The organism is Pseudomonas yangonensis (assembly GCF_009932725.1).
GTDB classification, from domain to species: domain Bacteria; phylum Pseudomonadota; class Gammaproteobacteria; order Pseudomonadales; family Pseudomonadaceae; genus Aquipseudomonas; species Aquipseudomonas yangonensis.
In genome coordinates this window covers 1-22,220 of record NZ_BLJU01000012.1, presented here as the reverse complement: position 1 = coordinate 22,220, position 22,220 = coordinate 1, and the positions used below count along the sequence as shown (strand labels likewise).

At 63.2% G+C, this 22,220-nt stretch carries 25 protein-coding genes and 1 pseudogene; 8 read left to right on the top strand and 18 right to left on the bottom strand.

Features of this window, described 5'->3' with window-relative positions:
• Positions 1–123 precede the first annotated feature (123 nt).
• Positions 124–849 carry a thioredoxin fold domain-containing protein gene (locus tag GYB81_RS14840; RefSeq protein WP_161865250.1) on the bottom strand — a complete coding sequence of 242 codons (726 nt, stop codon included), beginning with the start codon at positions 847–849 and terminating at the stop codon, positions 124–126.
• Positions 850–1,151: 302 nt separating this feature from the next.
• Between GYB81_RS14840 and GYB81_RS14835 the strand changes: the two genes are divergently transcribed.
• Positions 1,152–1,577: an organic hydroperoxide resistance protein gene (locus GYB81_RS14835; RefSeq protein WP_090336184.1), complete on the top strand. Its 426-nt coding sequence runs from the start codon at positions 1,152–1,154 to the stop codon at positions 1,575–1,577.
• A gap of 58 nt (positions 1,578–1,635) precedes the next feature.
• Positions 1,636–1,896 (top strand): DUF2790 domain-containing protein, encoded by a 261-nt coding sequence (locus GYB81_RS14830; protein ID WP_161897879.1) that lies wholly within the window; start codon positions 1,636–1,638, stop codon positions 1,894–1,896.
• A gap of 91 nt (positions 1,897–1,987) precedes the next feature.
• Here the strand turns inward: GYB81_RS14830 and xerD are convergent, their stop codons facing one another.
• Positions 1,988–2,884 (bottom strand): site-specific tyrosine recombinase XerD, encoded by an 897-nt coding sequence (gene xerD, locus GYB81_RS14825; RefSeq protein WP_161897878.1) that lies wholly within the window; start codon positions 2,882–2,884, stop codon positions 1,988–1,990.
• A gap of 232 nt (positions 2,885–3,116) precedes the next feature.
• Between xerD and GYB81_RS14820 the strand changes: the two genes are divergently transcribed.
• The gene (locus GYB81_RS14820) at positions 3,117–3,797 is read left to right on the top strand and encodes a cyclic di-GMP-binding domain-containing protein, MshE-related (protein WP_161897877.1); all 681 of its coding nucleotides are present in this window, start codon (positions 3,117–3,119) and stop codon (positions 3,795–3,797) included.
• Between the two features lie 5 nt (positions 3,798–3,802).
• Here the strand turns inward: GYB81_RS14820 and GYB81_RS14815 are convergent.
• The 6 genes and pseudogenes from GYB81_RS14815 to ffh all read right to left on the bottom strand — a co-directional run bounded on the left by GYB81_RS14815 (position 3,803) and on the right by ffh (position 7,757).
• Positions 3,803–4,214: pseudogene (locus GYB81_RS14815) on the bottom strand (acyl-CoA thioesterase).
• 81 nt (positions 4,215–4,295) lie between these two features.
• Positions 4,296–4,646 carry a 50S ribosomal protein L19 gene (gene rplS / locus GYB81_RS14810; protein ID WP_003246155.1) on the bottom strand — a complete coding sequence of 117 codons (351 nt, stop codon included), beginning with the start codon at positions 4,644–4,646 and terminating at the stop codon, positions 4,296–4,298.
• Positions 4,647–4,688: 42 nt separating this feature from the next.
• Entirely contained in the window at positions 4,689–5,432 is a 744-nt protein-coding gene (trmD, locus tag GYB81_RS14805; RefSeq protein ID WP_161868072.1) for a tRNA (guanosine(37)-N1)-methyltransferase TrmD, read from the bottom strand.
• A 5-nt stretch (positions 5,433–5,437) separates the two neighbouring features.
• On the bottom strand, positions 5,438–5,974 hold the full coding sequence (rimM, locus tag GYB81_RS14800) for a ribosome maturation factor RimM (RefSeq protein WP_161897876.1): 537 nt from the start codon (positions 5,972–5,974) through the stop codon (positions 5,438–5,440).
• Positions 5,975–5,983: 9 nt separating this feature from the next.
• Positions 5,984–6,235 carry a 30S ribosomal protein S16 gene (rpsP, locus tag GYB81_RS14795; RefSeq protein ID WP_017363869.1) on the bottom strand — a complete coding sequence of 84 codons (252 nt, stop codon included), beginning with the start codon at positions 6,233–6,235 and terminating at the stop codon, positions 5,984–5,986.
• A 142-nt stretch (positions 6,236–6,377) separates the two neighbouring features.
• A complete protein-coding gene (ffh, locus tag GYB81_RS14790) occupies positions 6,378–7,757 on the bottom strand; it encodes a signal recognition particle protein (RefSeq protein ID WP_161897875.1) in 1,380 nt (459 codons plus the stop codon).
• 157 nt (positions 7,758–7,914) lie between these two features.
• Here ffh and GYB81_RS14785 point away from each other — a divergent pair, with 157 nt between their 5' ends.
• Both GYB81_RS14785 and GYB81_RS14780 read left to right on the top strand, forming a co-directional pair.
• Entirely contained in the window at positions 7,915–8,715 is an 801-nt protein-coding gene (locus tag GYB81_RS14785) for a cytochrome C assembly family protein (protein ID WP_161897874.1), read from the top strand.
• A gap of 10 nt (positions 8,716–8,725) precedes the next feature.
• On the top strand, positions 8,726–10,012 hold the full coding sequence (locus GYB81_RS14780; RefSeq protein ID WP_161897873.1) for an HlyC/CorC family transporter: 1,287 nt from the start codon (positions 8,726–8,728) through the stop codon (positions 10,010–10,012).
• Here the strand turns inward: GYB81_RS14780 and GYB81_RS14775 are convergent.
• Genes GYB81_RS14775 through GYB81_RS14755 form a run of 5 tightly spaced genes read right to left on the bottom strand, consistent with a single transcriptional unit; the run spans position 9,984 to position 13,260 of the window.
• Positions 9,984–10,718, bottom strand: coding sequence for an SGNH/GDSL hydrolase family protein (locus GYB81_RS14775; RefSeq protein ID WP_161897872.1), 735 nt, complete (start codon positions 10,716–10,718; stop codon positions 9,984–9,986). The two genes, GYB81_RS14780 and GYB81_RS14775, sit on opposite strands and share 29 nt — an antisense overlap.
• Positions 10,715–11,896 carry a formate-dependent phosphoribosylglycinamide formyltransferase gene (gene purT / locus GYB81_RS14770; RefSeq protein WP_161897871.1) on the bottom strand — a complete coding sequence of 394 codons (1,182 nt, stop codon included), beginning with the start codon at positions 11,894–11,896 and terminating at the stop codon, positions 10,715–10,717. The genes GYB81_RS14775 and purT overlap by 4 nt, the downstream gene beginning before the upstream one ends.
• 22 nt (positions 11,897–11,918) lie before the next feature.
• Complete coding sequence (locus GYB81_RS14765) at positions 11,919–12,116, bottom strand: DUF1289 domain-containing protein (RefSeq protein WP_161867916.1); 198 nt, start codon at positions 12,114–12,116, stop codon at positions 11,919–11,921.
• Positions 12,109–12,633 carry a gamma carbonic anhydrase family protein gene (locus GYB81_RS14760; RefSeq protein ID WP_161867915.1) on the bottom strand — a complete coding sequence of 175 codons (525 nt, stop codon included), beginning with the start codon at positions 12,631–12,633 and terminating at the stop codon, positions 12,109–12,111. The genes GYB81_RS14765 and GYB81_RS14760 overlap by 8 nt, the downstream gene beginning before the upstream one ends.
• Positions 12,634–12,654: 21 nt before the next feature.
• Positions 12,655–13,260, bottom strand: a complete 606-nt coding sequence (locus GYB81_RS14755) for a CoA pyrophosphatase (RefSeq protein ID WP_161867917.1) — start codon at positions 13,258–13,260, stop codon at positions 12,655–12,657.
• Between the two features lie 150 nt (positions 13,261–13,410).
• Between GYB81_RS14755 and GYB81_RS14750 the strand changes: the two genes are divergently transcribed.
• Complete coding sequence (locus GYB81_RS14750; protein ID WP_161897870.1) at positions 13,411–13,965, top strand: NUDIX hydrolase; 555 nt, start codon at positions 13,411–13,413, stop codon at positions 13,963–13,965.
• Between the two features lie 18 nt (positions 13,966–13,983).
• On the top strand, positions 13,984–14,487 hold the full coding sequence (locus tag GYB81_RS14745; RefSeq protein ID WP_161867908.1) for a L,D-transpeptidase family protein: 504 nt from the start codon (positions 13,984–13,986) through the stop codon (positions 14,485–14,487).
• A 122-nt stretch (positions 14,488–14,609) separates the two neighbouring features.
• On the opposite strand, the gene GYB81_RS14740 is transcribed toward GYB81_RS14745, so the two are convergent.
• From GYB81_RS14740 to purL, 3 genes are all read right to left on the bottom strand, one after another.
• Complete coding sequence (locus GYB81_RS14740) at positions 14,610–14,927, bottom strand: YqfO family protein (RefSeq protein WP_161867909.1); 318 nt, start codon at positions 14,925–14,927, stop codon at positions 14,610–14,612.
• Between the two features lie 155 nt (positions 14,928–15,082).
• The gene (locus GYB81_RS14735; protein WP_233787598.1) at positions 15,083–15,259 is read right to left on the bottom strand and encodes a CDGSH iron-sulfur domain-containing protein; all 177 of its coding nucleotides are present in this window, start codon (positions 15,257–15,259) and stop codon (positions 15,083–15,085) included.
• A 376-nt stretch (positions 15,260–15,635) separates the two neighbouring features.
• The gene (gene purL / locus GYB81_RS14730; protein WP_161897869.1) at positions 15,636–19,532 is read right to left on the bottom strand and encodes a phosphoribosylformylglycinamidine synthase; all 3,897 of its coding nucleotides are present in this window, start codon (positions 19,530–19,532) and stop codon (positions 15,636–15,638) included.
• 167 nt (positions 19,533–19,699) lie between these two features.
• Between purL and mltF the strand changes: the two genes are divergently transcribed.
• On the top strand, positions 19,700–21,166 hold the full coding sequence (gene mltF / locus GYB81_RS14725) for a membrane-bound lytic murein transglycosylase MltF (RefSeq protein WP_161897868.1): 1,467 nt from the start codon (positions 19,700–19,702) through the stop codon (positions 21,164–21,166).
• A gap of 4 nt (positions 21,167–21,170) precedes the next feature.
• On the opposite strand, the gene GYB81_RS14720 is transcribed toward mltF, so the two are convergent.
• Both GYB81_RS14720 and tadA read right to left on the bottom strand, forming a co-directional pair.
• Positions 21,171–21,626: a hypothetical protein gene (locus GYB81_RS14720; protein WP_161868059.1), complete on the bottom strand. Its 456-nt coding sequence runs from the start codon at positions 21,624–21,626 to the stop codon at positions 21,171–21,173.
• A gap of 33 nt (positions 21,627–21,659) precedes the next feature.
• The gene (gene tadA, locus GYB81_RS14715) at positions 21,660–22,136 is read right to left on the bottom strand and encodes a tRNA adenosine(34) deaminase TadA (protein WP_161868058.1); all 477 of its coding nucleotides are present in this window, start codon (positions 22,134–22,136) and stop codon (positions 21,660–21,662) included.
• Positions 22,137–22,220: the final 84 nt, after the last annotated feature.

Sequence of the window (22,220 nt, the reverse complement as noted above, 5' to 3'; positions counted from 1 at the left end):
CGCGAGCTAGAGCTATGCAAGGCAAAAACAGGCGAGGAAGCGCAGTTTACGAAGTGTAAATGAGCATTCCGAGCCTGTTTTTAACGCAGCAGAGCCGACGCGCAGCAGGTCGTGGACAGGTTCTTAGTTAGACTCCAGGGCAATCTTGGCTAACTGCGGCGCCGGCTGATAGCCCGGAATCATCTTGCCGTTGGCCAGCACGATGGCCGGCGTACCGTTGACCCCGATCATCTGGCCCAGCTGATACTGCTTGGCCACCGGATTGTCACAGGTCGCATCGGCGACGCTCTGGCGAGTCTTGGCGCGATTCATGGCTTCCTGCTGATCCTTGGCGCACCAGACATTGACCAGCTCCTTGGCTGCCGGGCTGTTCAGCCCCTGGCGCGGGAAAGCGACATAACGCACTTCCACGCCCAGACGGTTGAGCTCCGGCACTTCGCTGTGCAGCTTCTGGCAATAGCCGCAGTCGGTATCGGTGAACACGGTGATATGGGTCTTCGGTGCCTTGGGCGCGAACACCACCATTTCCTTGGCCGGAATGGCGTTGATCTGCTTGGCCACGGCGCGGCTTTCCTCGATCTCGGTAAGGTTCACGGCCTTGCCATCCTTGACCTGGAACAGGTAGCCCTGCAGCAGGAACTGACCATCTGCGCTGGTATAGAGCTGACGACCACCTTCCAGTTGCACCTGGTAGATACCGGTCATCGGACTCTCGGCAATGGCCTCGATCGGCAGGTTGGCGTCGAGCGACTTGAGCGACTGACGGATGACCTGATCGGGGTCGGCAGCCAGCGTGACGCTACTGCCCAGCGCGAGCGCCAGAGCAATGGAAATACGGGTCAGGGACATGAACACTCCTGTCGAACGACGGACCGGTGAAATCGCTACAGCCTACCACAGATGGCGCCGCAGACAGCCGAACAGGTAGCACATAGCGTACAAGCCCACGCCACGAGTAACCGCCTGCTCCTCAACCGAAACGCGATCTCGCAAGACTTATTCCAACCGCGCCAATGCATATAGCGAAACGATCCATACATTTATCTTGCGCACTAATGTTTATCGCAATACATTTATTCCCATGGAAACGGTTAGCGCACAAACGTTTAGCAAGCCAATCCATCATTCACTTACCGACGAGGATCACCACCATGACTATCGAAAACGTTCTCTACCGTGCAACCGCTGAAGCCTTCGGTGGCCGTGAAGGCCGCGCCGTTTCCTCCGACGGCATCCTGGACATCGCCCTGACCACCCCGAAAGAACTCGGTGGCGCCGGCGGCAACGGCACCAACCCGGAACAACTCTTCGCCGCCGGCTACTCCGCCTGCTTCCTCGGCGCCCTGAAGTTCGTCGCCGCCCGCGACAAGCTGAGCATCCCGGCTGACACCTTCATCGAAGGCACCGTCGGCATCGGCGCCATCCCCACCGGTTTCGGCATCGAAGTGGAACTGCGCATCAGCCTGCCGGGCCTCGAGCGCGACGCCGCACAAACCCTGGTGGATCGCGCGCACATCGTCTGCCCGTACTCCAACGCCACCCGCGGCAACATCGACGTCACCCTGACCATCGTCTGACAGACAGCAGCCGGCGCTCGCGGCCATAGCCCGAGCACGGCCCAAGAGGAGAACCACCATGAAAACCCGCACCCTGTTCGCCACCGCCCTGACCGCCCTCGCACTCAGCGCGTCGCTCACCAGCCTCGCCCACAGCGCCGAAGCCACGCCCTACCGCTACGGCCAGAACCTGGATATCGCCAAGGTGATCTCCATCGACGTGCCCACCAGCGGTCAATGCGAAGTGGTCACGGCGAAGATGACCTACCGCAACAGTGCGGGTGAGGTGGAAGTTCTCGATTACGAACAGCTGTCCGATGCCTGCACCAGCCAGAGCTGATGATCCCGGCTCGCCGGCAGGAGGACGAAAAGCGACTGGAAAGAACGAACCCCGACACCGGCAACGGTGGCGGGGTTTCGTTTATGAAAAATCAGCCGCGCGGGTGGTGCTGCGCATGCAACTCCTGCAGGCGGGCGCGGGCGATATGGGTATAGATCTGCGTGGTAGACAGGTCGCTGTGGCCCAGCAGCATCTGCACCACGCGCAGGTCGGCGCCATGATTGAGCAGATGCGTGGCGAAGGCATGGCGCAAGGTATGCGGCGACAGCGCCTTGCTGATACCGGCGACCTGCGCCTGGTGCTTGATGCGATGCCAGAAGGTCTGCCGGGTCATCTGCTCGCCGCGCAGGCTGGGGAACAGCACATCGCTGGGTTTACCACCCAGCAACAACGGGCGCGCCTCGCGCATGTAACGCTCGATCCAGGCGATGGCCTCCTCGCCCAGCGGCACCAGACGCTCCTTGCTACCCTTGCCGAACACCCGCAACACGCCCTGACGCAGATTGACCTGCTCCAGCGTCAAACCGACCAGCTCGCTGACGCGCAAACCGCAGGCATACAGCACTTCGAGCATCGCGCGATCACGCAGACCAATGGGGTCATCCAGATCCGGCGCCTGCAGCAGCGCCTCGACATCGGCTTCGGACAACGACTTGGGCAGTGGCCGACCGATCTGCGGCAACTCGACCTGCAAGCTCGGATCTTCGCTGATCAGCATTTCACGCAGCAGGAAACGGTAGAAACCGCGCAACCCCGAGAGAAAGCGCGCAGTGGAGCGCGCCTGATAACCCTGTTCAAGCCGCCAGGCCAGATGATCGAGAATGGCGTCGCGACCGATGTGCTGCAGCGCCAGGCCACGCGCATCGAGCCAGGCATTGAAGTGCTCCAGATCGCTGCGATAGGCAGCCTGAGTGTGGGCGGAGAGCCCCTTTTCCAGCCACAGCGCCTCGAGAAAGCGCTCGATAAGAGGATGATTCAAGGTAGACATCGATTGACCTTCGGCAACACGAGCGGCAAGTGTTCCACAGCCCGTCACTGACGTACCAGTACACCACCCGGCCCAATCTCGATGTGAAGAGAGGAAACAGCACGGGCAAGGGCTGTGCAAAAACGTCTCGACTCACAACCCGGCGCCTTGCGAAACCCTGCCTTTGGTTGGGTGACAGCCAGTGATCACGAGCCGATGATTTCACCATGCCATCACCCTCCGGTAGACCTTCATGTCCCAACACCTAAACTCGCGTCTCGGCCAGATTCTGATCAACAAGGGACTCATTACCAGCACGCAACTGGATGCGGCGATCAAGGCACAACTGACCAGCCACAAACGCCTCGGCGAGGTGCTCGTAGAACAGGGCCTGCTCACCCAGAAGCAACTGAGCAAGGCACTGAAGAAACAAAGCACCCTGCGCCTGGCCGCCACATTGGTGGCGGCGCTGATGACCCCTTTCCAGATGGCCGGCGCCGACATTCAGCGGCTGCAGCCGCCAAGCACCATCAGTCAGGACGAAACACCCCGTGGCATGCAGTCGCTCAGCGATAGCGAAATGAGCTCGGTCAGCGCTCAGGGCCTGGACGAAGCCCTGCAAGGCTTGCTGCTGCGCGCAGAAAGCGGTGATGACCTGGACACGATCAAGCAACTGGCCAAGCTGGTGATGCCGGCACTCGACAATCTGGATGCCGAAACCAGCCTGCGTGACGTGCGCTATGACACCGGTAAGCTGCGCTCGACGCTGAGCAACGACGGCTCATTCAACGTCAACCTGCCCAGCTCCATCGGCGACCTGAGCTTCGACAATCTCCGCATCAAGGATGCGCCGGCCGGCCAGAGCTTCGGCAACCTGAGCCTGCACAACATCGATCTGTCGCAGGCCAGCCTGAAAATCAGCCTGCGCCCCTGAAGCGATCACCGAGCGAAGCCCGGCAGCACCGGCACGGGCTTTTGCCGATCATCGACGGCAACGAAACTGAAGCTACCGCTGATAGCCCGCTCGCGCCCCTCCTGATACAGCCCCTCGACGAAGACCTCGACCTCCACCTTGAGGCTGGTATTGCCGACCTTGCACCCGCCCGATCAGTTCGACGATAGAGCCGGCCGGTATCGCATGCTTGAAGTCGATGCGATCGCTGGACACCGTTACCAGCGGCAGACGGCAGAAGCGCGTTGCGGCGATGAATGACACCTCGTCCATCCAGGCCAGCGCCGTGCCGCCGAATAGCGTGTTGTGGTGATTGGTGGTCGGTGGAAACACCGCCTTGGTCACGCGCGTTTCCGACAGCGCGATACGCCGCTGAATCTCTTGCTCTCTTGGGGTCATGCCACTGCTACTCATGATTGCTGGACGCCAGAAACGAAAAAAGCAGCCCGTAGGCTGCTTTTTCCAGAGAAGCGTCCGAACTTAGGACAGCTTTTCCTTGATGCGCGCGGCTTTGCCGGACAGGTCGCGCAGGTAGTACAGCTTGGCCTTGCGTACGTCACCGCGACGCTTGACGCTCAGGCTGTCAACCAGCGGCGAGTAGGTCTGGAAGGTACGCTCGACGCCAACACCGCTGGAGATCTTGCGCACGGTGAAGGCACTGTTCAGGCCACGGTTACGCTTGGCGATCACGACGCCTTCGAAGGCCTGCAGACGCTGACGGTCGCCTTCCTTCACTTTCACTTGCACGACAACGGTGTCGCCCGGGGCGAAAGTCGGGATTTCTTTGTTCATCTGCTCGGCTTCGAGCATCTGGATAATCTTGTTGGTCATGCTGCGCTCCTAAGACAAGCCTCCCGGCCTGCCATCGATACGTTAACTATCGTCCCGCTGGCGGATGTATTCCTCCAGCAGCTTCTTCTCTTCTCCAGAAAGCGAGCGGCTATCCAGAAGATCAGCGCGGCGTTCCCAGGTCCGACCAAGGGACTGCTGCAAACGCCAGCGCCGGATGTGTTCGTGGTTGCCACTAAGCAACACTTCGGGAACACGTTTATCCGCATACACCTCCGGGCGGGTGTAGTGCGGGCAGTCGAGCAGGCCATCCGTAAAGGAGTCCTCCTCGGCCGAATCGGCATGACCCAATGCACCAGGCAAAAGGCGCGTTACCGCATCGATCAGCACCATGGCCGGCAGCTCACCGCCGGACAGGACGTAGTCGCCAATCGACCATTCCTCATCGACATGCGTCTCGATGAAACGCTCGTCGATGCCTTCATAACGACCGGCGATCAGGATCAGTGCCTCCTCCTGCGCCAGCTCGCGGACCGCAGCCTGATTCAGGCGGCGCCCCTGCGGCGACAGGTAGATCACCTTCGCCGTCTCCCCCGCGGCCTGCCTGGCGCTGGCCAGGGCATCCTCGAGAGGCTTGATCTTCATCACCATCCCCGGACCACCGCCGAAGGGGCGGTCATCCACCGTATGGTGGCGATCCGTCGTATAGTCCCGCGGGTTCCAGCAATTGAGCTTGAGCAGCTCCTGCCTGACCGCACGACTGGTGATGCCGTACTCGCCGATGGCGGCGAACATCTCCGGGAACAGGGTGATGACTTCTACGCGCATGAGCCTTAGAAATCCGCATCCCAGTCGACCCGCATCTCGCCAGTTGCCAGGTCGATCGAGAGCACGCACTGGTCCGTGTAGGGCAGCAGACGCTCGCGATCATCCAGGCTGCCTGCGCATGCCTTGACCACCATCACATCGTTGGCACCGGTCTCGAACAGATGGTCGACCACACCGAGCAACTGCCCCGCCTGATCGATGACCTTCAAGCCCTGCAACTGGTACCAGTAGAACTCGCCCTCTTCCAGGTCCGGCAGCTCGCTGCGCGGCACGCAGATCTCGAAACCGGCGTAGGTACGCGCAATTTCGCGATCATCCAGACCTTTCAGTTTGGCTACCAGCACCTTGCCTTGCAGGCGGCCGCTGGCCAGTTCCACTTTCTTTACCTCACCGTCACGCCTGAGCGTCCAGTTTTGGTAATCGAGCACGTTATCGATGGGATCGGTAAAGGAATACACCTTCACTTCACCCCTGACGCCGTGCACCGAAACAATCTTGCCGAGAATGATCAGATCCTCGGCGACGGCCGGCGTCGTACTCATAGAAGATGCTTAGGCAGCAGCCTTGGCAGCTTCCTTGAGCAGCTGAGCAACACGCTCAGACGGCTGAGCGCCCTGGCCGAGCCAGTAGTTAGCGCGCTCTTGGTTTACGGACAGCTTGACTTCAGCACCCGAGGCGATCGGGTTGAAGAAACCGATACGCTCTACGAAGCGACCGTCGCGCGCATTGCGGCTGTTGGTCACGGTCAGGTGGTAGAAGGGGCGCTTTTTGGAGCCGCCGCGAGCGAGACGAATAGTTACCATGAGAACATCGTTCCTGTAGTCGGTGCTAACTTGAGGCACACATCAAAAATGGGCCTAGGCCCGAAAGGCCGCATATTTTAAGGATTATGCGGCGGTTTGCAAATCTCTTTTTCCGCGCGGCCATCGACCGGGGCGCAGGCCTTCAGAATTTCGGCATTCCGCCGCCGCCGGGGAGCATTCCACCCATGCCGCGCATCATCTTGGCCATGCCGCCCTTGGCGGTGAATTTCTTCATCATCTTCTGCATCTGCTTGTGCTGCTTGATCAGACGCCCGATGTCCTGCACCTGAGTGCCGGAGCCCAGCGCAATGCGGCGTTTGCGCGAGCCGCTGATGATGTCCGGATCGCGACGCTCGGCCGGGGTCATCGAGTTGATGATCGCTTCCATCTGCTTGAACTGCTTTTCGGCCGCGCCCTGAGCGTTGCCCATCTGCGACAGGTTGACGCCACCGATGGACGGCAGCTTGTCCATCAGGCCGCCGAGCCCGCCCATGTTCTTCATCTGCTGCAGCTGGTCGCGGAAGTCTTCGAGGTCGAAGCCCTTGCCCTTCTTCAGTTTCTTGGTGAGCTTCTCGGCCTTTTCGCGATCCAGGGTCTGCTCGGCCTGCTCGATCAGGCTGAGCACGTCGCCCATGCCGAGGATGCGCGAGGCGATACGATCCGGATGGAAGGGCTCGAGCGCATCGCTCTTCTCGCCCATACCGATGAACTTGATCGGCTTGCCGGTGGTATGACGCACCGACAGCGCGGCACCGCCACGGGCATCGCCGTCGACCTTGGTCAGCACCACACCGGTCAGCGGCAGCGCGTCGCTGAACGCCTTGGCGGTGTTGGCGGCGTCCTGACCGGTCATGGCGTCGACCACGAACAGGGTTTCGACCGGTTTGACCGCCGCATGCAGGGCCTGGATCTCGGCCATCATCTCGGCATCCACGGCCAGGCGACCGGCGGTATCGAGGATGACCACGTCGATGAACTTCAGCTTGGCCTCGCGGATCGCCGCATTGGCGATATCCACGGGCTTCTGGCTGGCATCGGAGGGGAAGAAGGTGACACCCAGGTCACCGGCCAGAGTTTCCAGCTGCTTGATCGCCGCCGGGCGATAGACGTCGGCGGACACCAGCAGCACCGACTTCTTCTTGCGCTCCTTGAGGAACTTGGCCAGCTTGCCGGCGGTGGTGGTCTTGCCCGCGCCTTGCAGGCCGGCCATCAGCACCACGGCAGGCGGCGCAGCATTGAGCGCCAGGTCCTCGTTGGCCGCGCCCATCAGCTCTTCCAGCTCGGCGCGAACGATCTTCACGAACGCCTGGCCCGGCGTCAGGCTCTTGGACACTTCAGTGCCGACGGCACGTTCCTTGACCTTGCCGACGAAGTCCTTGACCACCGGCAGGGCCACGTCGGCCTCGAGCAGGGCCATGCGCACTTCGCGCAGCGTATCCTTGATGTTGTCTTCGGTGAGCTTGGCCTTGCCCGTGACGTTACGCAGCGTCTGGGACAGGCGATCGGTAAGATTTTCGAACATGCGCGTTCCTTTGATAGGTGCGACCCGGCGCGCCGGGTGTACGACAGGCGGCGGATTATAGCGGAGTCACCGAGCTGCCGACACCGCCGGTAGTCTTTCGTGCTGACGCCCTTCTGTGCCACACTCAGCGCCTTTCGGGCTCGCCTTACACGGATTTATGCACCCTCTGTTGCCCAGCCTCGCCGCCGCCCTCCTTTATGCCGGCGCCGCCGCTTACCAAGGTCTGCGCCTGACGCAGCGCAGCATTCCCGACAAACGCCTGCTGGCGTCGCTGGGCGTGTTCGCCCTGTGCCTGCATGTCGTCAGCCTGTTCTTCCAGCTGTACGACGTACACGGCCTCAACCTGGACTTCTTCAATGCCGCCAGCCTGATTGCCTGTGCGGTGATCGGCCTGATCCTGCTGGCCTGCGCGCGCATACCGGTGGAGAATCTGCTGCTGTTGCTGTTTCCGCTCGGCACGCTGACGGTCCTGGCAGCCGAGTTCATGCCCAGCGGTACGATCAACCCGATCGACGAACACCCCGGCATCCTCGCCCATATCCTGCTCTCGGTATTGGCCTACGGCATGCTGACCATCGCCGTGTTCCAGTCGGTGCTGTTGCTGTTGCAGGACTACCAGCTCAAGCACAAGCATCCGTCCGGACTGATCCGCAATTTCCCACCGCTGCAGACCATGGAAAGCCTGCTGTTCGGCTTCCTCTTCGCCGGCTGGGTGCTGCTGTCGCTGTCGTTGCTGTCCGGCGCGCTGTACATCGATGATCTGTTCGCCCAGCACCTGGTGCACAAGACCATCCTGTCGTGCTTTGCCTGGGTGGTATTCGCGGTGCTGCTGTGGGGCCGCCACCAGCTCGGCTGGCGCGGTCACAAGGCCATTCGCTGGACCCTCGCCGGGTTCTGCCTGCTGATGCTGGCCTACTTCGGCAGCAAGCTGGTGCGCGAATTCATCCTGCACATCTGAGGCAGACGTCGTGGACGACCTTCATTCGAGCTACCTGCTCGGCCTGCTGATTTTTCTCATTCTGTGCTCGGCGTTCTTCTCCAGCTCCGAGACCGGCATGCTCAGCCTCAACCGCTACCGGCTCAAGCATCTGGCCAAGGAAGGACACAGCGGCGCCAAACGCGTGACCCGCCTGCTCGACCGCCCGGACCGCCTGCTCGGCACCATCCTGGTCGGCAACAATGTGGTCAACATTCTCGCCGCCTCCATCGCCACCGTACTGGCCGTGGACATGTGGGGCGAAGCCGGCATCGCCATCGCCACCGCCGGCCTGACCATCATCGTGCTGATCTTCGGCGAAATCACGCCCAAGACTCTGGCGGCCTTGCGCCCGGAGCTGGTGGCATTCCCCGCCAGCCGCGTGCTGAGCCTGCTGCAGCGCATGCTCTACCCCGTGGTCTGGCTGACCGGTGCGATCAGCAACGGGCTGTTGCGCCTGATCGGTGTCGACCCGGCGCAGCGCGCCAGCGACAGCCTGTCCACCGAAGAGCTGCGCAGCGTGGTGCGCGAGTCCGGCTCGGAGCTGCCGCTGAACCGCCAGAGCATGCTACTCGGCATCCTCGACCTGGAGCGGGTCACGGTCGACGACATCATGATCCCGCGCAACGAGGTGGCCGGCATCAACCTCGACGACGACCTGGAAGTCATAGTCGGCCAGTTACGCAGCACGCCACATACGCGCCTGCCGGTGTTTCGCGGCGACATCAACCAGATCGAGGGCGTGGTGCACATGCGCCAGATCGCGCGCCTGCTGACGCATAACCAGTTGACCAGGGACGCACTGCTGGCGGCCTGCAACGAACCCTATTTCATTCCGGAAAACACCCCACTGGCGACCCAGCTGATCAACTTCCAGAAGCAGAAGCGGCGCATCGGCATCGTCGTCGACGAGTACGGCGACGTGATCGGTATCGTCACTCTGGAAGACATTCTCGAAGAGATCGTCGGCGATTTCAGCAATCAGGACAGCCTGCGCAGCCCCGACATCCACCCCCAGGAAGACGGCACGCTGGTGATCGATGGCGCCGCCTACATTCGCGAAGTGAACAAGACCCTCGGCTGGCACCTGCCCAGCGACGGGCCCAAGACCCTCAACGGCCTGATCACCGAAGCGCTGGAAACCATCCCTGACAGCAGCGTCTGCCTGAAGATCGGGCCCTATCGCCTGGAGATCCTCCAGGCCGCGGAAAATCGGGTAAAGAGCGTGCGCGTCTGGCAGGTGGAAAAGATCAAACCGGACGCTGCAGAGACGGAGTGAGGCGATCGGCAAGACCCGCCGCCCACTGCCTGTAACCCAGGGCCGACGGGTGATAGCCATCCTCGGCCAGGTAGTGCGCCTCGAACGGCAGGTCCAGCGCGCAATGCAGCGCACCCAGGTGTTGCGCCAGGCTCTGCAGCTCGCGATCCAGCAGGCTGGCACGCCAGCCCATCAACTGCCGCAACAGCCAGGGCAAGGCGCTGAAATGCTGCAACGGCGGTACCGCGCTGAACGCCACGCGACAACTTCGCGCTGCCAGCGCATCGGCCATGGCAGCAAGTGCCTGCAGCCAGCGTCTGCTCGCCGTAAGGTGCGTGGTGTCATTGACGCCGAATACCAGCAGCGCCAGATCGGCAGGCTCCGCCAGCCCCAGCGGCAACAGACGCTCCTGCGCCTGAGCTGCGGTGATGCCGTTTTCGCCACAGGCACGCCAACGCACCGGCCGCCCCACACGCTCGGCCAGGGCAGCGGCCAGGCAACTCGCCAGGGACTGATCGAAAGTCGTGACACCGACACCTGCCACGGTGGATTCACCGATCAGCAGCAGGCGCAATGGCTCACCTGGCAAGCCCGTTCCGGCAACGCCGGCAGGCTCGCCCTGCGCAACCGGCAGACGCAACGCGGTGCGCCGGGTGTGCACCGCCAGAGGCAGCGCCAATGGCAGCAGCGGCAAGGTCGCCAGCCACCACAGCGCATGCCGGCTCACAGCTGGACGCGAACCGCTTGCGCGCTGCGCAGCGCCTTGGCGCGCGCCGCTTCGATGGACTCGTCACGTGCCAGCGCCACGCCCATGCGCCGCTGGCCTTTGACTTCGGGCTTGCCGAACAGACGCAACGCGGTGTCTTCCTCGCTCAGCGCAGCACCGAGGTTGGCGAAACTGGCCTGCTGCGAATTGCCTTCAACCAGAATTACCGCCGACGCCGACGGCCCCATCTGGCGAATCACGGGAATCGGCAGGCCGAGAATGGCGCGCGCATGCAGGGCGAACTCGGAAAGCTCCTGGGAGATCAGCGTCACCAGACCGGTGTCATGCGGGCGCGGTGAGACTTCGCTGAACCACACCTGATCGCCCTTGACGAACAGTTCGACACCGAACAGACCCCGCCCGCCCAGCGCCTCGGTCACTGCCAGGGCGACGCGTTCGGACTCGGCCAGCGCCTTCGGGCTCATCGGCTGCGGCTGCCAGGACTCCTGATAGTCGCCGTTCTCCTGACGATGGCCGATCGGCGCGCAGAAGCTGGTGCCACCCGCGTGACGCACGGTCAGCAGGGTAATTTCGTAATCGAAATCGATGAAGCCCTCAACGATCACCCGCCCCTTGCCGGCACGACCGCCTTCCTGGGCGTAATCCCAGGCGCGCTGCAGATCGGCATCGCTCTTGAGCACGCTCTGGCCCTTGCCGGAGGAGCTCATGATCGGTTTGACCACGCAGGGGTAGCCGACGGACTTCACCGCGGCGGCGTAGTCCTCGAAGGTATCGGAGAAGTGGTACGGCGAGGTGGGCAGACCGAGCGTCTCGGCCGCCAGGCGACGAATGCCTTCGCGGTTCATGGTCAGTTGCGCGGCGCGCGCGGTCGGCACCACGTTGAAACCTTCGGCCTCCAGCTCGACCAGGGTAGCGGTGGCGATGGCCTCGATCTCAGGAACGATGTAGTGCGGCTGCTCCTTCTCGATCACTGCGCGCAGGGCCGCGCCGTCGAGCATGTCGATCACGTGACTGCGGTGCGCCACCTGCATGGCAGGGGCATTGGCGTAGCGATCCACGCCGATGACTTCGCAGCCCAGGCGCTGCAGCTCGATCACCACTTCCTTGCCGAGCTCGCCGCAGCCACACAGCAGTACGCGGGTCGCAGAGGGCGACAGAGGGGTTCCAATACGGGGCATGAGGGTTTCCTCGAACAGTGAATCAGGAAGGCGTCAGTAGCAGGCCGCAGGCGCGGGCGCGCTCCAGGCAAAGTTGCAGCACCTCGCGACGCTCGGCATTGTCCATGCGGCTCCAGCGGGTGATTTCGTCAGCCGTGCGCTGACAACCGATGCAGATGTCCTGCTCGTCCAGCGCACAGACATGTACGCAGGGCGAGCGCACGGGTTTCTCGTCATTCATCGTCAACAACCAGCTCTCGGGCATAGCGTTGCGCATTATGAACGTAGTGGGCGGCACTGGCTTCGAGCATCTTCTTCTGCTGCTCGGTCAGTTCGCGCACCACCTTGCCCGGGCTGCCCATGACCAGGCTACCATCGGGGATCACCTTGCCTTCGGGAATCAGGCTATTGGCGCCGATGATGCAGTACTTGCCGATCTTGGCGCCGTTGAGGATCACCGCGTTGATGCCGATCAGGCTGTAATCGTCCACCGTGCAACCGTGCATCATCACGTTGTGACCGACGGTGACGCCCTTGCCCAGGGTCAGCGCAAAGCCCATGTCGGTGTGCATGACGCTGCCGTCCTGAACGTTGCTGTTCTCACCGATATGGATCAGTTCGTTGTCGCCGCGCAGCACGGCGCCGAACCAGACGCTGGCACCGGCCTCCAGGCGGACCTTGCCGATGAGGTCGGCACTTGGCGCGACCCAGCTATCGGGATGGGCATCGACACGGGAGCTTCCCAGACGGTATTTCATGCTCGTCAGTCCTCGGCGCTATCAGCGCAGGTGTATGAAGTGTTCGGGCGGCTGGTGCAGGGCGATCTGCGCGTCGTCGAAGATCAGGTTGACCAGTTCCACCACCATGATCGCCGTGAGCCCCCAGATGCGGAACTCGCCATAGGTGTAGGACGGCACGTACCAACTGCGCCCGAGGTAATCGATACGGTGGGTTATCTCGCGTGGGTCGCTGCGGAAGAACTCCAGCGGCACCGAGAACACCGCGGCGATCTCGGCATCGTTGGCCTTGTACTCGACGTAATCCGGCACCACTCCGACATAAGGCGTGACCTGGATGCCGTGGCGTGACACCAGGCTGCTGAGCGGCCCGACCACCTCGACCAGCCCCGGCGGCAGGCCGATCTCCTCTTCAGCCTCGCGCAGTGCGGTATCCACCAGATCGCGGTCTTCCGGATCACGCCGGCCTCCGGGGAAGGCGACCTCGCCACCGTGAGTCGACAAACCGCTGGCGCGCAGGGTCAGCACCAGCTCAGGTTCATCACTGCGGGTAATCGGGACCAGCACCGCCGCCTCGGGGAAGCTGCGCTCGGTCTCCAGAGGGCGCGGGCTGTAGCCGCGCACGCGATGGAGCAACTCGTCCAGCATGGGCATACTCGGAGTCTTGTTTTGCCTGGCATCATGGCATGAAAGCAGGCGGCCGCCCAACCCCGGCGACAGCACTAACCGGCCACAGTGGCAGGCTTGCCGACCGTCATACGGACCGCCAAGATAGCGTCAGAACCAAGAGGAGCGGGCATGAAATTCTGCAATCAGTGCGGCAACCCCGTCACCCGCATGATCCCGGCCGGCGACAACCGCATGCGCCATGTTTGCGGTCACTGCGCCACCGTGCATTATGAAAACCCGCGTATCGTTGCCGGCTGCCTGCCCGTATGGCGCGACCAGGTGCTGCTGTGCCGCCGCGCCATCGAGCCGCGCCGCGGCTACTGGACATTGCCGGCCGGCTTCATGGAAAACGGCGAGACCATCGAACAGGCCGCAGCGCGTGAAACTCTCGAAGAAGCCTGCGCGCGGGTGCGTGACCTGAGCCTCTATACGCTGTTCGACCTGCCGCACATCAGCCAGGTGTACATGATGTTTCGCGCCGAACTGGTCGACCTGGACTTCGCCGTCGGCGAAGAGAGCCTGGAAGTACGCCTGTTCGAGGAATCGCAGATTCCCTGGTCGGAACTGGCTTTCCCGACCATAGGCCGTACCTTAGAATGCTTCTTCGCCGACCGTCGGCAGAATGCCTTCCCGGTACGCAATGAGCCACTCGAAGCGCTGCGTGCACACTACACACCCCGTTGACCCTTGCGGACGATCCCGATGCGCTGGCTGTTGCCCCTGCTTTGCCTGACCCTCAGCTTCAACGCCCTGGCCAGCGCCACGCCAGCGCCAAGCAGCCGCACCGTGGACAAGGTGCTGGTGCTCAAGTCCGAACGCAAACTGCACCTGCAGCAGCGCGGCGAAACCATCAAGTCCTACCGCATCTCCCTCGGCAAGCAGCCCGATGGCGCCAAGCAGCGCGAAGGCGACCTGCGCACGCCGGAAGGCTTCTACTGGATCGACTGGCGCAAGCCGAGCGACAAATACCAGCTGTCGCTGCACATCTCCTACCCCAACGCCCGCGACCTGGCTCGCGCCAAGGAAGCCGGCGTACCACCGGGCAGCATGATCATGATCCACGGCACGCCGCTGGACGAGGAATACCCGGAGTGGTTCTTCCATACCCTCGATTGGACCGAGGGCTGCATCGCCATGAAGAACGACGACATGCGCGAGGTATGGAGCCTGGTCAAGGATGGAACGCTGATCGAAATCAGACCCTGAACCCAAGCATTCAACCTGTAGGAGCGGCGCCCCGCCGCGAACCGGGCGGCGCAGCACCGAACTGCTTCGCCCCGGGGCGGGGCTCCTACAAAGACCGCGTTGAAGGCCTTATCTGAAGCGATTCAGAACTGCAGATCGGACAACCGCCAGACGTCGAAAGCCGGCGTTTCGTAAGGATGGGTCTTCTTCAGCGCCTTGACTGCGTCGTGGATCAGCTCGTCGGCGACGACCATTTCCACCTTCCATTCGGCAACCTGCTCGACGCTGCCAACCTGCCCTATGAACGGCTGGCTACCTTCCAGAGCACGGAACTGACCATGCCCGAGGACCTGCCAACAGCAGCTGTCGTAGTGCCCGATGCGCCCGCCGCCGGCGGCGAACACCGCCTTCTTCACCGGTTCCAGATGGGCTTCCGGCACGTAGAAACACAGTTTGTACATCAAGTTCTCCGCAAAATGGGCAACCGAACAACAGACAAGCCATGACGCCAATATGATGTCATTACGCCACTTAATTGTCTTGAGATCGCCCGCACAAATCCACACGCTGCGCCCAGCGACACGCAGTTTCGACCCCGGCCTGAGGCACTGCGTTCTCAGCTACCGCCGAAAAAACGTCGCCACTTGTCGGCCACGCCCGGCGCTGGCGGATTATGGCTGCCATCGCAGTAAGGCAGACTTGCAGAACGGCCACAGCGGCACAGCAGCAGACGCTGCTCGCGCTTTGGGCGCAGGATCAGGGTTTGGGCGCACTCGGGTGGGCAGTTGGGCATGTCAGGGGAGTGACCACAGCCGCACAGGTGGTGAGTCTCATCGGGTCTGACCAGGCGAACTTCGGGGACGATGTGTAGAGGATCATCGGCCATCGTTGGGCCCATGTAGCCCGGATGGAATCCGGGGAGAGGCGTGACTGCAGTTTCCCGGATTGTATCCGGGCTACGGACTATTCCACGATCGACTCCCTCTCCCATCTATGGGAGAGGGCTGGGGAGAGGGTTTGATGTTGGCCATAACGCCATCTCCAGCCCCGACGCTAATACTCACAAGCTCAAGCTGGATCGGAGCGCGGCCGCTTTCCCTCTCCCGCCCTTCGGGCACCCTCTCCCATAAATGGGAGAGGGTCATCAGAAGGCCGCTGCGCGGCCGCTTTTAGTCCACCCACACGCGGGCGTTGCGGAACATGCGCATCCAGCCGCCGTCTTCCTGCCAGTCTTCCGGACGCCAGGAGTTCTGCACGGCACGGAACACCCGCTCCGGGTGCGGCATCATGATGGTCACGCGGCCGTCGCGGCTGGTCAGACCGGTGATCCCGCGCGGCGACCCGTTGGGGTTGGCCGGGTAGGCTTCGGTGACCTTGCCGTGGTTATCGACGTAGCGCAGGGCCACGGTGCCGGACAGATCGGCCTCCAGCAGCGCCTCCTCGCTTTCGAACTCGGCATGACCTTCACCGTGGGCGATGGCGATCGGCATGCGCGAGCCGGCCATGCCCTGCAGGAAGATCGACGCCGATTCCTGGACCTGTACCATGGCCACGCGCGCTTCGAACTGCTCGGAGCGGTTGCGTACGAAGTGCGGCCAGAACTCGGTGCCCGGAATCAGCTCGTGCAGGTTGCTCATCATCTGGCAGCCGTTGCACACACCGAGGGCGAAGCTGTCCTTGCGCTCGAAGAAGGCCTGGAAGCCGTCGCGGGCACGGGCGTTGAACAGAATCGACTTGGCCCAGCCCTCGCCGGCGCCCAGCACGTCGCCGTAGGAGAAGCCGCCGCAGGCCACCAGGCCCTTGAATTCTTCCAGGCTAACGCGGCCAGCCAGGATGTCGCTCATATGCACGTCGATGGCGGCGAAACCGGCGCGGTCGAACGCGGCGGCCATTTCCACCTGGCCGTTGACGCCCTGCTCACGCAGGATCGCCACCTGCGGACGCACGCCCTTCTTGATGTAGGGCGCGGCGATGTCCTGGTTGACGTCGAAGCCGAGCTTGACCGACAGGCCGGGGTTGTCCTCCTCCAGCAGCTGGTCGAACTCCTGGTCGGCGCCCTGGGCGTTGTCGCGCAGGCGCTGGATGCGGTAGCTGGTCTCGGCCCACTGGCGCTGCAGCAGGCGACGCTCGCCGGCGAACACCGGCTCGCCATTGAAGCTGATGCTGACCTCGCCGTTGTTCACGGCCTGGCCGATCACGGCGACGCAGTCGTCCAGACCGGCGGCGCTGAATTGCGCCAGCACTTCCGGGGTGGCGTCCTGGCGCACCTGGATCACCACGCCCAGCTCCTCGTTGAACAGCACGGCCGGCAGCTCGGAGGCGTCATCAGCCAGCGCGTCGAGGTTCAGCGCCAGACCGCAGTGGCCGGCAAAGGCCATTTCCAGCACGGTGGTCAGCAGACCGCCATCGGAACGGTCGTGGTAGGCCAGCAGGTGGCCGTCGGCGTTGAGGCCCTGGATCACGGCGAAGAAGGCCTTGAGGTCTTCGGCGTCGTCGAGGTCCGGCACCTGCTGGCCGATCTGCGCGTAGACCTGCGCCAGGATCGAGGCACCCATGCGGTTCTGGCCGCGGCCGAGGTCGATCAGGATCAGATCGGTCTCGCCCTTGTCCATGCGCAGTTGCGGGGTCAGGGTCTGACGGATGTCCTGCACCGGGGCGAAGCCGGAGATGACCAGCGACAGCGGCGCGGTCACGCTCTTGTCGACACCCTCTTCCTGCCAGCGGGTCTTCATGGACATGGAGTCCTTGCCCACCGGGATGGTGATGCCCAGCTGCGGGCACAGCTCCATGCCCACGGCCTTGACGGTGTCGTACAGGCGGGCGTCTTCGCCCGGATGGCCGGCAGCGGCCATCCAGTTGGCCGACAGCTTGATGTCGGACAGCTTGCCGATACGCGCCGCGGCCAGGTTGGTGATGGTCTCGCCGACGGCCATACGGCCCGACGCAGGCGCATCCAGCAGCGCCAACGGCGTGCGCTCGCCCATGGCCATGGCTTCGCCGGTATAGACGTCGAAGCTGGTGGCGGTAACGGCGCAGTCGGCCACCGGCACCTGCCAGGGGCCGACCATCTGGTCGCGCGCCACCAGGCCGGTGATGCTGCGGTCGCCGATGGTGATCAAAAAGCTCTTGCTGGCCACGGCCGGGTGACGCAGCACGCGGCCCAGCGCTTCTTCGATGTCGACGCTGGCGGCGTTGAAGTCATCGCCCTGCTCCGCCTCGCGAGCCACGCTGCGGTGCATGCGCGGCGGTTTGCCCAGCAGCACTTCCAGCGGCATGTCCACCGGGGTGTTATTGAAGTGACTGTCGGTGACGGTCAGGTGCGGCTCGGCAGTGGCCTCGCCGACCACGGCGAAGGGGCAGCGCTCGCGTTCGCAGATGGCCTGGAAGCGCTCGAAGTCGGCTGCATCGACCGACAGCACGTAGCGCTCCTGCGACTCGTTGCACCAGATCTCGTGCGGGGCCATGCCCGGCTCGTCGTTGGGCACCTTGCGCAGTTCGAAGCGACCGCCACGGCCGCCGTCGTTGATCAGCTCCGGCAGGGCGTTGGAGATACCGCCGGCACCGACGTCGTGGATGAACTTGATCGGGTTGGCTTCGCCCAGCTGCCAGCAGCGGTCGATGACCTCCTGGCAGCGACGTTCCATTTCCGGGTTCTCGCGCTGCACCGAGGCGAAGTCCAGGTCGGCCGAGCTGGCACCGGTGGCCATCGAGGAAGCGGCGCCGCCACCCAGACCGATGAGCATGGCCGGGCCACCGAGCACGATCAGCTTGGCCCCGACCGAGATCTCGCCCTTCTGCACGTGGTCTTCGCGGATGTTGCCCAGACCACCGGCAAGCATGATCGGCTTGTGGTAGCCGCGCACTTCTTCACCGCGCGGGCTGCTGACGGCCTGCTCGAAGGTGCGGAAATAGCCGTTGAGCGCGGGGCGACCGAATTCGTTGTTGAACGCGGCGCCGCCCAGCGGGCCTTCGATCATGATGTCCAGGGCGCTGACGATGCGCTCCGGCTTGCCGTAGGGCTTTTCCCAGGGCTGGAGGAAGTCGGGGATGCGCAGGTTGGAAACCGAGAAACCGGTCAGGCCGGCCTTGGGCTTGGCGCCACGCCCGGTCGCGCCTTCGTCACGAATCTCGCCGCCGGAGCCGGTGGAGGCGCCCGGGAACGGTGCGATGGCGGTCGGGTGGTTGTGCGTCTCCACCTTCATCAGGATATGCACCGGCTCCTGCACCGCGCCGTACTGGCGGGTTTCAGGATTGGGGAAGAAGCGCCCGGCGGTGTTGCCGACAATAACCGAAGCGTTGTCCTTGTAAGCGGACAGCACGCCTTCGCTGTGCATCTGGTAGGTGTTCTTGATCATGCCGAACAGCGACTTGTCCTGGCTCTCGCCATCGATGTCCCAGCTGGCATTGAAGATCTTGTGGCGGCAGTGTTCGGAGTTGGCCTGGGCGAACATCATCAGTTCGATGTCGTGCGGATTGCGCCCCAGGTCGTTGAAGCTCTTGACCAGGTAATCGATTTCGTCCTCGGCCAGGGCCAGGCCCAGATCCTGGTTGGCCTGTTCCAGCGCGGCGCGACCACCGCCAAGTACGTCCACGGCGGTCAGCGGCTTGGGCTGGGCATGGCTGAACAGGGCTGCGGCATCTTCAAGGTTGCTCAGCACCAGCTGGGTCATGCGGTCATGCAGCAGGGCGGCGACGGCAGCGCTGTCAGCCTCGCTCAGCTCGCCGCCGACGTAATAGGCGATGCCGCGCTCCAGGCGCTGAATCTTGGCCAGACCGCAGTTGCGCGCGATGTCGCTGGCCTTGCTCGACCAGGGCGAAATGGTGCCGAAACGCGGAATGGTCAGAAACAGTTTGCCGCTGGGCTCCTGCACCGGCACGCTCGGGCCGTACTTGAGCAGTCGCGCCAGCACTTGTTCCTCATCGGCGCTGAGCACGCCCGTCACGTCGGCAAAATGCGCGAACTCGGCGTACAGCCCGGTCACGGCCGGCACCTTGCTGGTCAGTTGCTCAAGCAATTTGCCATGGCGGAAAGCGGAAAGGGCGGGAGCGCCGCGCAGGATCAACATCGTCGGAACAGCCTCTGGGAAGGGGTGTGCTGGAGGCCGGGCATTCTATCCTAAAGTGGCGGCCTGCGGCACCTGTAGCCAGGCGCTTAAAGGACGAACGCGCGCTAGCAGAGAAGCGAAGCGCTGTCGAGATATGGCGCTGCCTGCGCTTTGCGTATACTGCGCCGATGTTTGCACGACCTGCGATACGCATGCGTTGCGCCACAAGGCTGTTGGCGATTGGAACCCTCCTGATGCTTGCTGGCTGTGGCGAAGAAGCCAAACCCAGCGTTCTCGAGCAGGCAAAGGCGGAGGGTGAGCTGCGCGTGGTCACTCGTAACAGCCCCGCCACCTACTTCCAGGACCGCAACGGCGCCACCGGATTCGAATACGAACTGGCCAAGCGCTTCGCTACCGATCTGGGTCTGGAACTGAAGATCGAAACCGCGGACAACCTCGACAATCTGTTTGCCAGCCTGGGACGCGTCAATGGCCCGGTCATGGCTGCAGCCGGCCTGGTTGACACGCCACAGCGCCAACGTCAGGCGCGCTTCTCGATTCCCTATCTGGAGGTCACGCCTCAGATCATCTATCGCCAGGGCGAAACCCGCCCGACCAAGCCTGAAGATCTGGTCGGCAAACGCATTCTCGTACTGGCAGGCAGCAGCCACGCCGAACAGCTGGAAGCCCTCAAGCTGGAACAGCCGGAACTGGAGTTCGAAGTCTCCGACGCCGTCGAGGTGGTCGACCTGCTGCGCATGGTCGACGAAGGGCAGATCGATCTGACCCTGGTGGACTCCAACGAACTGGCGATGAACCAGGTGTACTTTCCCAACGTGCGGGTCGCCTTCGACCTGGGCGACACCAATACCATGCGCTGGGCGGTGGCTGCCGGTGACGACGACAGCCTACTGGTAGAAATCGACGCCTTCCTCGAGCGCTCCGAGGCCAACGGTACCCTGCAGCGCCTCAAGGAACGCTACTACGGCCATGTCGACGTGCTTGGCTACGTCGGCGCCTACACCTTCGCCCAGCACCTGCAGCAGCGCCTGCCGCGTTACGAGAAAATGTTCCGCCAGGCCGGCCATACCCACCAGGTGGACTGGCGCCTGCTGGCAGCCATGGGTTATCAGGAATCATTGTGGCAGCCCAACGCCACCTCCAAGACCGGCGTGCGCGGCCTGATGATGCTGACCCAGCGCACCGCTCAGTCGGTCGGCGTGTCCAACCGGCTGGATCCCAAGCAGAGCATCGAGGGCGGGGCGCGTTATTTCATCCAGATTCACCAGCAACTGCCGGAAAGCATCGCCGAGCCGGACCGCACCTGGTTCGCCCTGGCCGCCTACAACGTCGGCGGCGGTCATCTGGAAGACGCGCGCAAGCTGACCGAAGCAGAAGGACTGGACCCGAACAAGTGGGCCGACGTGCAGAAGATCCTGCCGCGCCTGGCGCAGAAGCAGTGGTACAGCAAGACCCGTTACGGCTATGCCCGCGGCGGCGAGCCGGTACATTTCGTACGCAACATCCGCCGCTACTACGACATTCTCACCTGGGTGACCCAACCGCAGCTGGAAGGCACGCAAGTGGCCGAGAGCGGTATCCACCTGCCCGGCATCGACAAGCGCAAACCCGAAGAAGAAACCCCGCCGCTGTAACGCGCTACAACAGGTTCTGATTACCCGCCGCGCAGCGGCTGATCGCCTGGCGCGCCGGCGGCAGCCCTTTCAAGCGCGTCGCGCACTGCGCCTGACTCTGCATCCGCTCGACCTGCAGATTGGACTGCGCATCGACACTGATCAGGTAGGGATGGTTGTAGCGTGCGCGGTCGTTCCAGCCGCTGAAACGCTGAGTGGCGAATACGCAGCGGTAGTCCAGATGGCCGGTAAAGCCCTGAAAGCGATCACGCATGAAGATGTGGTGATAGCGCTGCCAGTCGCGATCACGCTGACCGATACGTACGGCCTCCTGGCACTCCTCCAGCGTGGTGATCTGAGGCTCGTGCAGAAAAATGCTCTGCGCCAGATTCGAGCCGCCCAACTGCACGCTGGCGACCAGGTACACCTCAGGCTGCGCTGCGGCAAGCGGCGAGCCCAACAGCATGAGCAGGCCCAGCATCCCTTTGTTCATGATCGCTCCTTGTCAGGACGCTCAGCCACGCCGAGCCTTGAAGAAATCTTTTAACAGCGCCCCGCTCTCCTCGGCCAGCAACCCGCCCTCCACCAGCACGCGGTGATTGAGAAAGCCCTGGTCGAAGAACTGCCCCTGGCTGATCGCCACGCCAGCGCGCGGCTCACTGGCGGCGAATACCACCCGAGCGATACGGGCATGCACGATCAGGCCGGCGCACATGCTGCAAGGCTCCAGGGTGACGTACAGCGTGCTACCGGGCAGCCGATAGTTCTGCACGCCTTGCGCCGCCGCGCGGATCGCCACCATTTCGGCATGAGCGCTTGGGTCGTGACGCAGAATCGGGCAATTGAAACCCTCGCCCACCACTTCACCATCCTGCACCAGTACGGCACCGACCGGCACTTCACCCTGCTCAGCGCCCAGGCGCGCCTGCGCCAGCGCCAGGCGCATGAAGTGCTCGTCATGCGAGCGGTCGATGATCTGCGGTCTTTTCATAATTCAGGCTTCAGGCTTCAGGCTTCAGGCTTCAGGCTTCAGGCTTCAGGCTTCAGGCTTCAGGCTTCAGGCTTCAGGCTTCAG

What these genes read in the sequence shown, in the direction of transcription:
- tadA (WP_161868058.1), bottom strand. Translation starts at nt 22,136, where the DNA reads ATGAAAAGACCGCAGATCATCGACCGCTCGCATGACGAGCACTTCATG.
- xerD (WP_161897878.1), bottom strand. Translation starts at nt 2,884, where the DNA reads ATGTCTACCTTGAATCATCCTCTTATCGAGCGCTTTCTCGAGGCGCTG.
- GYB81_RS14720 (WP_161868059.1), bottom strand. Translation starts at nt 21,626, where the DNA reads ATGCTGGGCCTGCTCATGCTGTTGGGCTCGCCGCTTGCCGCAGCGCAG.
- GYB81_RS14835 (WP_090336184.1), top strand. Translation starts at nt 1,152, where the DNA reads ATGACTATCGAAAACGTTCTCTACCGTGCAACCGCTGAAGCCTTCGGT.
- rplS (WP_003246155.1), bottom strand. Translation starts at nt 4,646, where the DNA reads ATGACCAACAAGATTATCCAGATGCTCGAAGCCGAGCAGATGAACAAA.
- GYB81_RS14760 (WP_161867915.1), bottom strand. Translation starts at nt 12,633, where the DNA reads ATGAAATACCGTCTGGGAAGCTCCCGTGTCGATGCCCATCCCGATAGC.
- GYB81_RS14735 (WP_233787598.1), bottom strand. Translation starts at nt 15,259, where the DNA reads ATGCCCAACTGCCCACCCGAGTGCGCCCAAACCCTGATCCTGCGCCCA.
- GYB81_RS14820 (WP_161897877.1), top strand. Translation starts at nt 3,117, where the DNA reads ATGTCCCAACACCTAAACTCGCGTCTCGGCCAGATTCTGATCAACAAG.
- mltF (WP_161897868.1), top strand. Translation starts at nt 19,700, where the DNA reads ATGTTTGCACGACCTGCGATACGCATGCGTTGCGCCACAAGGCTGTTG.
- rimM (WP_161897876.1), bottom strand. Translation starts at nt 5,974, where the DNA reads ATGAGTACGACGCCGGCCGTCGCCGAGGATCTGATCATTCTCGGCAAG.
- purT (WP_161897871.1), bottom strand. Translation starts at nt 11,896, where the DNA reads ATGCCCCGTATTGGAACCCCTCTGTCGCCCTCTGCGACCCGCGTACTG.
- GYB81_RS14785 (WP_161897874.1), top strand. Translation starts at nt 7,915, where the DNA reads ATGCACCCTCTGTTGCCCAGCCTCGCCGCCGCCCTCCTTTATGCCGGC.
- GYB81_RS14830 (WP_161897879.1), top strand. Translation starts at nt 1,636, where the DNA reads ATGAAAACCCGCACCCTGTTCGCCACCGCCCTGACCGCCCTCGCACTC.
- GYB81_RS14745 (WP_161867908.1), top strand. Translation starts at nt 13,984, where the DNA reads ATGCGCTGGCTGTTGCCCCTGCTTTGCCTGACCCTCAGCTTCAACGCC.
- GYB81_RS14765 (WP_161867916.1), bottom strand. Translation starts at nt 12,116, where the DNA reads ATGAATGACGAGAAACCCGTGCGCTCGCCCTGCGTACATGTCTGTGCG.
- GYB81_RS14840 (WP_161865250.1), bottom strand. Translation starts at nt 849, where the DNA reads ATGTCCCTGACCCGTATTTCCATTGCTCTGGCGCTCGCGCTGGGCAGT.
- GYB81_RS14750 (WP_161897870.1), top strand. Translation starts at nt 13,411, where the DNA reads ATGAAATTCTGCAATCAGTGCGGCAACCCCGTCACCCGCATGATCCCG.
- GYB81_RS14740 (WP_161867909.1), bottom strand. Translation starts at nt 14,927, where the DNA reads ATGTACAAACTGTGTTTCTACGTGCCGGAAGCCCATCTGGAACCGGTG.
- rpsP (WP_017363869.1), bottom strand. Translation starts at nt 6,235, where the DNA reads ATGGTAACTATTCGTCTCGCTCGCGGCGGCTCCAAAAAGCGCCCCTTC.
- trmD (WP_161868072.1), bottom strand. Translation starts at nt 5,432, where the DNA reads ATGCGCGTAGAAGTCATCACCCTGTTCCCGGAGATGTTCGCCGCCATC.
- ffh (WP_161897875.1), bottom strand. Translation starts at nt 7,757, where the DNA reads ATGTTCGAAAATCTTACCGATCGCCTGTCCCAGACGCTGCGTAACGTC.
- purL (WP_161897869.1), bottom strand. Translation starts at nt 19,532, where the DNA reads ATGTTGATCCTGCGCGGCGCTCCCGCCCTTTCCGCTTTCCGCCATGGC.
- GYB81_RS14755 (WP_161867917.1), bottom strand. Translation starts at nt 13,260, where the DNA reads ATGCTGGACGAGTTGCTCCATCGCGTGCGCGGCTACAGCCCGCGCCCT.